Raw genomic sequence first — 10,073 nt, 5'->3', positions numbered from 1 at the left:
GGCGGGTCGGGCCCGTCGGCCGCGCTGCAGGCGCTGCTCGGTGCGCCCGTCGTGTTCGTGGCGGTGACCGTCCCCGACGACGGCTACCACGGGCCGAACGAGAAGGCCGACGTTCCCCTGCTGCTGAAGGGCGCCGAGGCGCTCGCCTACCTGTGGGACGAGCTGGGGGAGGCGATCAGGTGAGCATCGACCCTCGTGCCTGGCACGACCTCGACGTCAGCGCGGTCTCCGACGCGCTCGACCGGGCCGGCATCGCCGGCCAGATCCACGGCCTGGCCCCGCTCGACCGGTCCTTCCGTGTCGCCGGTCCCGCCTTCACCGTCCGTTACGGCCCTGTGGGCCAGGACGGCGGGACGGTGGGCGACTACGTCGACGACGTTCCGCCGGGCGCCGTGGTCGTGCTGGACAACCAGGGCCGCACGGACGTCACCGTCTGGGGCGACCTGCTGACACTCACCGCACATCGCCGCCGGCTGGCGGGCACCGTCATCAACGGCGTCTGCAGGGACACCGATCGCGCGCTCTCCCTCGGCTACCCGCTCTTCTCGCGGGGATCGTGGATGCGGACCGGCAAGGACCGCGTCCGCGTCGAGGCCGTGCAGGGCGCGGTCAGCTGCGCCGGAGTCCGGATCGAGCCGGGCAACCTGCTGCTCGGGGACGCGGACGGCATACTGGCCGTTCCCGCCGCACGCGCCGCGGAGATTGTCGAACGGGCACGGGAGATCGCCGTGGCGGAGCGGCTGATCAGGGAGCGGGTCGAGGCGGGTGACGATCTGCGCGCAGCGCGTGACCGCGGCCGGATACCACCAGCTGCAGTCGCGCCGGTGAACGACCGTGACGGTGCCGCGGCAGCGGCGCCCGCCGGTGCCGGCCCGAAGCCCTGCCGGACAATAGGCGTCCGGCAGGCGGGCGACCGGGCGATACTGCTCGAACTGGACGACGCTGCCGGAGTCCGGCAGGTGCATGCCGAGCTGTCGGAGGACCCGGTGGAGGGCGTGGCCGACCTCGTCCCAGGAGCTCGCACCCTCCTGGTGGTCGCCACCAGGGCAGGGGACGGGGCGCTGGCCGAGGCCGTGATCCGGGCCCGCCGGGCAACCGCGTCGGAGGGCGAGCACGCATCGCCTTCCCCGGTGCGCATTCCGGTTCGCTACGACGGCGAGGACCTGCCCGAGGTGGCCGCACGCTGTGGCATGCCTGTCAGCGAGCTGATCGAACGGCACAGCGGAACCCTCTACACGGCCGCGTTCCTCGGGCTGGCGCCCGGCTTCGCCTACCTGACCGGACTCGACCCCGCACTGCGGCTACCCAGGCGCGACAGCCCGCGCACCGCGGTCCCGGCCGGTGCCGTGGCCGTCGCCGGCGAGTTCACCGGCGTCTACCCGCGCGCGACGCCCGGTGGCTGGCACCTGATCGGCACGACCGACGTGCCGCTGTGGGACCTCGGCAAGCAGCCGCCCGCACTCATCATGCCCGGCGCCGTCGTGCGATTCGAGCCGGTCCGATGAGCGTGCCGCAGGGCTGTTTCGTGGTGCACTCGCCCGGCTCACTCGCCCTGGTGCAGGACCTCGGCCGGCCCGGGTACGCGGCGCTGGGCGTCCCGCACGCGGGAGCGGCCGATGTGCCCGCGTACCGGCTGGCGAACCGGCTGGTGGGCAACGGCGAGGACGCGGCCTGCCTGGAAGTCACCTTCGGCGGATTGGCCGGGGAGTTCAGCCGGGGACGCTGGTTCGCGCTCACGGGCGTCGACGCGGACGCGCGCTTGGACGGCGACCCGGTCGCGCCGAACGCGCCCCGCTACGCGCGGCCGGGACAACGGCTGCGGCTGGGCCATCCGCGCTGCGGCGTACGAACCTACCTGGCCTTCGCCGGTGGGATCGATGTGCCTCCCGTGCTCGGCAGCCGCTCTGCCGACCTGATGTCAGGCCTCGGGCCGCCCCCGCTGCGTGCGGGCCTGCGGCTGCCGCTCGGATCGCCGCCCGGTAGCGCCCTCACGGTGGACCTCGCGCCCGTCGCCGGTCTTCCCGCGGCTCCGGTGCTGGACGTCGTTCCCGGCCCGCGCGACGACTGGTTCTCCGAGGACGCGCTGCGACTGCTCACCAGCGTTCCCTACACGGTGGCCGCCGAGGCGAATCGCGTGGGCATCCGCCTCAGCGGCCCCGCGCTGGGCCGCGCGAGGACCCGGGGAGCTGCCGTCGGAGGGCATGGTGACGGGAGCCCTCCAGGTGCCGCCCGCGGGCCAGCCGATCCTCTTCCTGAACGAATCCGACCACAGGCGGTTGTCCCGTGATCGCGGTGGTGACGGCGGCGTGCCTGCCGCTCGCCGCGCAACTGGCCCCGGGGGGCACGGTGTGGTTCCGGAGGGTACAGGCCCCGTCAATCACGACACGACGGTCAGGACACGACTTCATCGGGTGAGGCGGTCGGTGACGCAGCGGTGGTCGGACGCTGCCTCCTTGGGCGGAACGCGGCCACGTTCTGGCCGGAGCATGACGCGCTGCGGATGGAATCTGGTGGACGATACTGGGATTGAACCAGTGACCTCTTCCGTGTCAGGGAAGCGCTCTCCCGCTGAGCTAATCGTCCTTGCGTTGTGAGGTGGCGACGGGATGTGAACCCGTGTCTACGGCCTTGCAGGCCGCTGCCTCGCCTCTCGGCCACGCCACCGAGCCGGAAGCTCCGAGCGGAAGACGGGATTCGAACCCGCGACCCTCACCTTGGCAAGGTGATGCTCTACCACTGAGCCACTTCCGCGTGTGCCCCGCTCGCGCCGGGCGACGAGAGAACTCTAGCGAATCCCGGCCGAGTCCCCAAACTGGGGAGGCCCGCCCTGGTCAGGTGTGGCCGCCGTTGACGGTGAGGCACTGCCCGGTGACGAAGGCGGCGCCGTCGGAGGCGAGGTAGGAGACCGCCGCCGCCACGTCGTCGGGCGTGCCCATCCGCCCCAGCGGCACCTCGGCGCGATAGCCGCTCCCGTCGAGGCCCGCGTGCCGCTCGACCGGGATCCAGCCGGGGGCCACGATGTTGGCCGTGACGCCGTACGGGCCGAGCTCGCGGGCCCACGCCAGGGTCATCGCGTGCTGGGCGCCCTTGGCGGCGATGTAGGCGGACACGCCGGGCAGCTTGCGGTCGACGATGTCGGAGCCGATCTGGATGACGCGGCCGCCGCCGCGTTCCTTCATCCCGGGGAGCACCGCCCGCACGAGCAGCGTGGGACTCTTGACGAAGAACGTCAGCTGGTCGAGCTGCGACTCCCAGGTGAGGTCCTCGACGGCGACGGAGGGCTGCGGGCCGGTCGCGTTGGCCACCAGCACGTCCACCGGGCCCAGCCGTTCGGTGACGGCGGCCACCAGGCTCGTGACGCCGGCCTCGTCGGTGACGTCGGCGGCGAACGCCTCGGCGGTGCCGCCCGCCTCCCGGACGGCGGAGACGACCTGCCGGGCGCCGGCGCCGTTGGAGTGGTAGTTGACGGCGACGGCCAGGCCGTCGGCGGCGAGCCTGCGCGCGATGACGGCCCCGAGGCCGCGCGACGCGCCGGTGACGAGGGCGACTGATGCCATGGGCCCGACTTTAGCGGCCGGGCCCCCTACCGCCGGAGTTGGAGGCCCCCGGGATGCGGCCCTTCGGTCTCCAGGCGGTACTCCATGCCGGTGATGGCCCGGTTGTCGTCGACGACCTCCTCCGACGGCGGCTTCTCGCCGCCCATGATCGCCTCCTGCATCTTCTCGAAGCGTTCGTGGGCTTCCTGCACGTAGCCGGTACCCAGGGTGGTGTGGTCGACCTGGGTGGCGAGGAGATCGCGCACGTACGCCTTGTTCGGCTCGAACGTCACCGGCGGCGGCAGCGCGGGCGCGAGCACCTGGTCGGGGTCGCGGCCGTCGTGCCGCTTGAACAGCTCGGCGGCCAGCCGCAGGTGTTCCAGCTCCATGTTGAGGTGCAGCTCCCAGATGTTCTTCACCTTGGGGTCGGACTCGGTCTCCATGAAGGAGTAGTAGAGGTAGCACTCGTTGTACTCGTGGTTGAGCAGCATCTCCCACCAGCTCTCGCCGGGGTCGACCAGCGACTCGTAGTGGGTGACGTGTTCCTCCTCGATGAGGCCGATCTCCTGGTAGAGCTGGCGGGCGATGGGCTCCATGTAGGTGGGGCCGACGTTCATGTAGAAGTTCATGGTCTGCTGCTCGGCCGACATGATGGTCAGCGCGTGCAGCCTCGACAGCGGCTCGGTCCTGCGCCGGTCGTAGGGCTCGCGCACGTTGTCGACGGGGTCGCGGTGGTGCAGGTAGGTGGGCCGGCCGGGCATGACCTCGGTGAGCTGGTCGACGATCTTCTCGGCCTTGCGGTGCTCGATCATCTCGTAGAGGTTGGCGTAGCGGTAGAGGTGGTCGAAGTCCTCCAGCACGCCGAACTGGTAGGCCTGCTTCAGATACGCGTCCGGCTCCATCCGGGCCACCCACGCGGTCAGGTCGACGGCCACCTGCTCGTACGCGATCGTCGTCTCCAGCACCGACGCCGATCCCGGCAGCAGCCAGTTGACCGCCTTCTGCTGCTGCGCCTCGATGTGACGCACGCGAGCGAGCTGCCGCCTGATCTCCTGATCCTGGCAGTGCCGGGCCAGGTGGTGGCTGAACATCATCGCCTCCACCTCGATGCCGTTCATCGTGATGATCCGGCACCGCGTGTACGGATCGCAGCGGTCGGCGTCGATGGGCGTGACGTCCAGCTCGCGCCAGTCACGCACCTGCTCGTCCAGCGGGACGCCCCGCTCCTGCAGTGGGTCGAAGGCCATGCCGCAGCGCGTACCCGTGGCCTGACCCGGCAACCTCCGCGTTCGGTCCCCGAACCGCCCGTGTTCGGTAAGGGAGTGCGTGCCCGCGGGCGAGCCGGGGTAGGGCGCACTCGTGGGTGAACACGATGTCATCGATCTCCTGACGGCCCAGCACGGTCGCATCAGAGACCTGTTCGACGAGGTGGAGAAGGCGCCTCCGGACAAGGTCGAGGAGGCGTTCGACCGGCTGACGCGCATGTTGTGTGTGCACGAGACCGCCGAGGAGGAGATCGTGCACCCGTACGCGCGCAGGAAGCTCGACAACGGCCAGGGTGTGGTGGCCGACCGGCTGCAGGAGGAGAACCGCGCCAAGCGGCTCCTCGTCGAGCTGCATAAGGACGGGGTGGACCACCCGGGATTCTGGGACCGGCTGGCTGAGCTGCGCACGGCCGTGACCGCGCACGCGCGCAGCGAGGAGCGGTACGAGTTCGTCAAGCTGCGGGCGCACACCTCCATGGTCGAGCGGCGGGCCATGGCGGCGGCGGTACGGGCGGCGGAGGCCCTGGCGCCCGTGCGCCCGCACCCCGGCACGGAGTCCGTCGCCAGGAACGTGCTGATGGGGACGCCTTTGGCGTTGATGGACCGGGCCCGGGACATGATCGGCAAGGCCCTCGGCAGGCGTTGACGGCACCTTTCGACGCCGGGCGAAATGTCGTCGTACTAGCGTCGTGGGCATGGAGCACATCGCACGTGACGCCGACGTCGCGCCCGTGGCCGCGCTCATCGCGGATCCGACGAGGGCCGCCATGCTGACGGCGCTGCTCGGCGGGCGCGCGCTGGCGGCGGGGGAGCTGGCCAGGGTCTCCGGGGTGAGTGCCGCCACCGCGAGCGCCCACCTGTCCAGGCTGCTCGACGGCGGGCTCGTGGACGTCGTCCGCCAGGGCCGCCACCGCTACTACCGGCTGGCCGGTCACGAGGTGGCCGAGGTGCTGGAGACGCTGGCCAGGATCAGCGGGCGCCCGCCCGTGCGCTCGCTGCGCCAGTCCCGGCAGGCCCGCCTGCTGGAGGAGGCCCGCACCTGCTACGACCACCTGGCGGGGCGGGCGGGCGTGGCCCTGCTGGACCGGCTGAGGGAAGGCGGTTACTACGCCGCGGACGACCTCACGGACGCCGGGGAGCGGCTGCTGTCGGGGCTCGGCGTGGACGTGGCCGGCGCGCGCGGATCCAGGAGGCGTTTCGCCCTCGAATGCCTCGACTGGACCGAGCGCAGGGCGCATCTGGGCGGCGCGCTCGGGGCGGCGATCACGGTAGTGCTGCTGGAGCGCGGCTGGTTCCGCCGGGGCGCCGTCCCCAGAGCCGTCGTCCTCACCGACGAGGGCAGGGAGGGGTTGTCGGCGATGTTCGCTGGTAAGGAGCTAACATCGGGTACGCCGGTTACCTAGCAGCGAGAGAGACAACATGCGCGCCAACGGAGTCGTGAACGTCGGCCCTGAGCCCCTCACATTCGACGACGTCATCCAGGTGGCCCGCCACGGCGCCCCGGTGCGCCTCACCGACGACGCGGTCGCCGCCATGGCCGCCGCCCGCCAGCGGGTCGACGAGCTGGCCGAGAGCCCGACGCCCGCGTACGGCATCTCGACGGGCTTCGGGGCGCTGGCCACGCGGCACATCGACCCGGCGCTGCGCGCCCAGCTCCAGCGCTCCCTGGTGCGCTCGCACGCGGCCGGCAGCGGGCCCGAGGTCGAGACCGAGGTCGTGCGCGCGCTCATGCTGCTGCGCCTGCACACGCTGGCCACCGGCCACACCGGCATCAGGCCGGTCACCGCGAAGACCCTGGCCGCGCTCATCAGCGCGGGCATCACGCCGGTCGTGCACGAATACGGCAGCCTCGGCTGCTCCGGTGACCTGGCGCCGCTGGCGCACGTCGCGCTCACGCTGATGGGCGAGGGCGTCGTACGCGACGCCTCCGGCGCGCTGCTGCCGGCCGCCGAGGCGCTCAAGCAGGCCAGGATCGACCCCGTCGAGCTGGTCGCCAAGGAGGGCCTGGCGCTCATCAACGGCACCGACGGCATGCTGGGCATGCTGATCCTGGCCATCGACGACCTCACCAGGCTCGTCAGGACCGCCGACGTGAGCGCCGCGATGAGCGTGGAGGCGCTGCTGGGCACCGACCGGGTGTTCGCGCCCGAGCTGCAGGCGCTGCGGCCGCACCCGGGCCAGGCCCTGTCCGCCGCCAATATGACGAAAATTCTGCATAACTCCGGCATCATGGCGAGCCATCGCGACCCGGAGGCCTGCACCCGCGTCCAGGACGCCTACTCCCTGCGCTGCGCACCCCAGGTCGCCGGCGCCGCCCGCGACACCATCGCGCACGCCGCCACCGTGGCCGGATGGGAGCTGGCCAGCGCCGTCGACAACCCCGCCGTGCTGGCCGACGGCCGCGTCGAGTCCAACGGCAACTTCCACGGCGCCCCGATCGCGTACGTGCTGGACTTCCTGGCCGTCGTGGCCGCCGACCTGGCCTCGATGTCCGAACGGCGTACCGACCGGTTCCTCGACGTGGCCCGCAACCACGGGCTGCCCGCGTTCCTGGCCCACGATCCCGGCGTCGACTCCGGCCACATGATCGCCCAGTACACCCAGGCCGCCATCGTCTCCGAGCTCAAGCGGCTGGCCGTGCCGGCCAGCGTCGACTCCATCCCCAGCTCCGCCATGCAGGAGGACCACGTCTCCATGGGCTGGTCGGCCGCGCGCAAGCTGCGCAGGTCCGTGGACGGGCTGACCCGCGTGCTGGCCGTCGAGGTGCTCACCGCCGCCCGCGCGCTCGACCTGCGCGCCCCGCTGGAGCCCGCGCCCGCGACGGCGGCCGTGCTCGGCGCGCTGCGCGAGACCGTCTCCGCCCCCGGGCCCGACCGGTTCCTCGCGCCGGAGATCGATTCCGCCGTGCGCCTGGTCGGCGACGGCGGCGTGGTGGCCGCCGCCGAGTCGGTGACCGGCCCTCTAGCGTGACGGCAGGGCGACGATCAGGTCCACCTCCAGCAGCAGCCCCGGCATGAACAACTTCGACACCTCGACGGTCGTGCTGGCCGGGGGCGTGCCGGTGATGTACTTCCTGCGCACCTGCCCGTACGCGACGCGGTCGTCCATGTCCGTCAGGTACGTCCTGATGAACGCGACGTCGTCGAACGTCGCGCCCTGATCGGCGAGGATGCGGGCCACCACCTGGAACACGTGCTCGGCCTGAGCCACCATGGAGCCCTCGCCGACGATGTTCCCTCGCTCGTCGAACGCGGCCTGGCCGGAGACGTAGAGCGTGTCGCCGGCGCGGACGGCGTGCGAGTACATGCCGTTCGTGGCCGGGATGGCCGGCAGGTTGAGCGGCACGGCCCGCCGCGCGGGGCCGCCGGGCCCGGCCGCGGAGCCTGCGATGTGCTCCACGATCGCGGTCACGTCCCGCTCGCCGAGCCCGGCGGCCCGCGCCTCCTGCAGCCGTGTCCTGGCGGCCGCGCCCATCGGGGCGCCCTCCCACGCGGCCAGCTCCAGGTCCTTGGCGGCGTGGGCCAGGGAGTAACGGGTCTCCTCCGACGGAGCCCTCAGCCGCTCGGCCGCCACGCCCAGCGGGGTGTCCGCCAGCACGTCGACGAGCGCGTCGCGGTCCACGCCGTGCGCCCCGCCGTACGCGAACGTCTCCGCCAGCAGCACCTGGACGGGCACGAGCGCGCTCATCACGGCTATCTTCATGGCCGCGCCCGCCCCCAGTGGTCCGAGCTCCCTGACCCGCCCGAACACCGACAGCGCCGCGCGGCACCCCGACACGTCGCCGCCGGCCAGCACCGTGAGGGTCCCGGACGTGGCGGGGCCCACGCTGCCCAGCACGGGCGCGTCCACCAGCCCCACCTCCGCCGGCAGCAGCGCGCGCAGCCCGCGCACCGCCTCCGGGCCGATCGTCGACATCTCCACCACGGTCGTGCCGGGGCGCAGCCCCGGCAGCGCCGCCGTCAGTACCTCGCGCACCGCGGCCGGGTCGCTCAGCATCGTGATGACCAGGTCGGCCCCGTCCACCGCCGCAGCAGCTGTGACGCCACTCCCGCGCCGCCACGTCCGCACCTCGTGCCCCGCCTCCACGAGCCGCCGGGCCATCGGCGCTCCCATGCGCCCCTGTCCGAGAAAAGCAATCATGCGCTCAGTGAACCCGTCCACGAGGCATTCCACCACCGACTAGATTGCATACCAGCCATGCCTGACACGAATGCCTTTGACGCCGCCACGCTGCGGCTCTTCGACGAGGTCGCCAGGAGCGGCTCGTTCACCGCCGCCGCCGAGCTCTTCGGCTACACCCAGTCGGCGGTCTCCCGCCGCGTCGCCGCGCTGGAACGCGCCGCCGGAGGGCCACTCTTCGAGCGCCTGGCCAGGGGCGTACGCCTCACGCCCGCGGGCGTGGCCCTGCACCGGCACGCCGTCGCCGTGCTCGACCGGCTCCAGCGGGCGGGCGAGGAACTGGCCGCCATCCACGCCGGGCGAGGCGGCATCCTGCGGGTGGGCGCGTTCGCCACGGCCAACGTCGGCCTCGTGCCCGCCACGCTCAGACGGTTCGCCGACCGGCACCCGGGCGTCGATCTGCGGCTGACGGAAGGGCTCAGCCCGCGGCTGGTCGACGGGCTGCACGCCGGGACGCTGGACGTGGCCGTGATCAGCGACTGCCCGTCCGGGCTGCCCGCCGGCGTGGCCAGGACGGTGCCGCTGCTGGACGACCGGCTGCTCGTCGCGCTTCCAGGAGAGCACCGGCTGGCCGCCGAGCCCGATGTCGACCTGCGCGACCTGGCCGGGGAGAGCTGGATCGAGGCGGCCCCGCGCGGGCAGCCCACCCTCCTGGTGACGGCGTGCGCGGCGGCCGGGTTCACGCCGCGCACCGGGCTGCGGGTGGCCGAGTGGTCGGGCAAGTTCGGCCTCGTCGCCGCCGGGCTGGGCGTGACGCTGGTTCCCGAGCTGGCGGCCAGGGCCGTGCCGCGCGACCTGGTGCTGCGGCCGCTGCGGGGCATGGCGCCCGCGCGCAAGGTGTACGCGGCCCTGCCCGACACCCCGCTGCCCGCCGCGCTGGAGCTGGCCGGGATGCTGGGAGAATGGCAGATGTGCACGACGGATACGCCTACTTAGGCGGCGTGCTCGCGACGGAGCTGCGCGACGTGACCACAGACCTCGCCGCTCTCGACGGCCAGGGCTGGTGGGCCGTCGTCGTCGACTACGAGGGCAAGGTGACGTGCGCCCGGTTCGACCGGGTGCGCGTCACCTTGCCCTCGTAGTCGACGACGAC

General features: G+C 72.7%; 10 protein-coding genes, 3 tRNA genes and 1 pseudogene. 8 read left to right on the top strand and 6 right to left on the bottom strand.

Annotation, left to right across the window (positions count from 1 at the left end; genetic code table 11):
• From E1292_RS51985 to E1292_RS47165, 3 genes and pseudogenes are all read left to right on the top strand, one after another.
• Nucleotides 1-183: pseudogene (locus E1292_RS51985) on the top strand (peptidase M20); the annotation flags it as partial.
• On the top strand, nt 180-1,505 hold the full coding sequence (locus tag E1292_RS53180; protein WP_220447413.1) for a carboxyltransferase domain-containing protein: 1,326 nt from the start codon (nt 180-182) through the stop codon (nt 1,503-1,505). The pseudogene E1292_RS51985 and the gene E1292_RS53180, both read left to right, overlap by 4 nt.
• Nucleotides 1,502-2,287: a 5-oxoprolinase subunit C family protein gene (locus tag E1292_RS47165; RefSeq protein ID WP_342775780.1), complete on the top strand. Its 786-nt coding sequence runs from the start codon at nt 1,502-1,504 to the stop codon at nt 2,285-2,287. Before E1292_RS53180 ends, E1292_RS47165 begins: the two co-directional genes overlap by 4 nt.
• A gap of 221 nt (nt 2,288-2,508) precedes the next feature.
• On the opposite strand, the gene E1292_RS47160 is transcribed toward E1292_RS47165, so the two are convergent.
• The 5 genes from E1292_RS47160 to E1292_RS47140 all read right to left on the bottom strand — a co-directional run bounded on the left by E1292_RS47160 (nt 2,509) and on the right by E1292_RS47140 (nt 4,783).
• Nucleotides 2,509-2,583 (bottom strand) — tRNA-Val (locus tag E1292_RS47160).
• Nucleotides 2,584-2,593: 10 nt separating this feature from the next.
• Nucleotides 2,594-2,664 (bottom strand) — tRNA-Cys (locus E1292_RS47155).
• Nucleotides 2,665-2,679: 15 nt separating this feature from the next.
• Nucleotides 2,680-2,751: transfer RNA gene (locus E1292_RS47150), tRNA-Gly, on the bottom strand.
• Between the two features lie 80 nt (nt 2,752-2,831).
• Complete coding sequence (locus tag E1292_RS47145; RefSeq protein ID WP_132606323.1) at nt 2,832-3,557, bottom strand: SDR family NAD(P)-dependent oxidoreductase; 726 nt, start codon at nt 3,555-3,557, stop codon at nt 2,832-2,834.
• A 26-nt stretch (nt 3,558-3,583) separates the two neighbouring features.
• Nucleotides 3,584-4,783, bottom strand: a complete 1,200-nt coding sequence (locus tag E1292_RS47140) for a hypothetical protein (RefSeq protein ID WP_132606322.1) — start codon at nt 4,781-4,783, stop codon at nt 3,584-3,586.
• Nucleotides 4,784-4,895: 112 nt separating this feature from the next.
• Here E1292_RS47140 and E1292_RS47135 point away from each other — a divergent pair, with 112 nt between their 5' ends.
• Genes E1292_RS47135 through hutH form a run of 3 tightly spaced genes read left to right on the top strand, consistent with a single transcriptional unit; the run spans nt 4,896 to nt 7,771 of the window.
• A complete protein-coding gene (locus tag E1292_RS47135) occupies nt 4,896-5,447 on the top strand; it encodes a hemerythrin domain-containing protein (RefSeq protein ID WP_132606321.1) in 552 nt (183 codons plus the stop codon).
• A 49-nt stretch (nt 5,448-5,496) separates the two neighbouring features.
• The gene (locus tag E1292_RS47130; RefSeq protein ID WP_132606320.1) at nt 5,497-6,204 is read left to right on the top strand and encodes an ArsR/SmtB family transcription factor; all 708 of its coding nucleotides are present in this window, start codon (nt 5,497-5,499) and stop codon (nt 6,202-6,204) included.
• A 16-nt stretch (nt 6,205-6,220) separates the two neighbouring features.
• Nucleotides 6,221-7,771, top strand: a complete 1,551-nt coding sequence (gene hutH, locus E1292_RS47125) for a histidine ammonia-lyase (protein WP_132606319.1) — start codon at nt 6,221-6,223, stop codon at nt 7,769-7,771.
• Here the strand turns inward: hutH and E1292_RS47120 are convergent.
• Entirely contained in the window at nt 7,763-8,941 is a 1,179-nt protein-coding gene (locus tag E1292_RS47120; RefSeq protein WP_132606318.1) for a Rid family hydrolase, read from the bottom strand. The genes hutH and E1292_RS47120 overlap by 9 nt on opposite strands.
• A 57-nt stretch (nt 8,942-8,998) precedes the next feature.
• On the opposite strand from E1292_RS47120, the gene E1292_RS47115 reads away from it, so the two are divergent.
• Both E1292_RS47115 and E1292_RS47110 read left to right on the top strand, forming a co-directional pair.
• Entirely contained in the window at nt 8,999-9,916 is a 918-nt protein-coding gene (locus E1292_RS47115; protein WP_132606317.1) for a LysR family transcriptional regulator, read from the top strand.
• Nucleotides 9,883-10,062, top strand: coding sequence for a hypothetical protein (locus E1292_RS47110; protein ID WP_246090898.1), 180 nt, complete (start codon nt 9,883-9,885; stop codon nt 10,060-10,062). Before E1292_RS47115 ends, E1292_RS47110 begins: the two co-directional genes overlap by 34 nt.
• Nucleotides 10,063-10,073 lie beyond the last annotated feature (11 nt).

The organism is Nonomuraea deserti (genome assembly GCF_004348685.1).
Lineage (GTDB): Bacteria > Actinomycetota > Actinomycetes > Streptosporangiales > Streptosporangiaceae > Nonomuraea > Nonomuraea deserti.
This window is presented reverse-complemented; position numbering and strand designations above follow the sequence as displayed.

Bases quoted from the DNA above. Each gene is read 5' to 3' on its own strand.
- E1292_RS47165 (WP_342775780.1), top strand. From the start codon at position 1,502: ATGAGCGTGCCGCAGGGCTGTTTCGTGGTGCACTCGCCCGGCTCACTC.
- E1292_RS47145 (WP_132606323.1), bottom strand. From the start codon at position 3,557: ATGGCATCAGTCGCCCTCGTCACCGGCGCGTCGCGCGGCCTCGGGGCC.
- E1292_RS47140 (WP_132606322.1), bottom strand. From the start codon at position 4,783: ATGGCCTTCGACCCACTGCAGGAGCGGGGCGTCCCGCTGGACGAGCAG.
- E1292_RS47130 (WP_132606320.1), top strand. From the start codon at position 5,497: ATGGAGCACATCGCACGTGACGCCGACGTCGCGCCCGTGGCCGCGCTC.
- hutH (WP_132606319.1), top strand. From the start codon at position 6,221: ATGCGCGCCAACGGAGTCGTGAACGTCGGCCCTGAGCCCCTCACATTC.
- E1292_RS47120 (WP_132606318.1), bottom strand. From the start codon at position 8,941: ATGATTGCTTTTCTCGGACAGGGGCGCATGGGAGCGCCGATGGCCCGG.
- E1292_RS47115 (WP_132606317.1), top strand. From the start codon at position 8,999: ATGCCTGACACGAATGCCTTTGACGCCGCCACGCTGCGGCTCTTCGAC.
- E1292_RS47110 (WP_246090898.1), top strand. From the start codon at position 9,883: ATGGCAGATGTGCACGACGGATACGCCTACTTAGGCGGCGTGCTCGCG.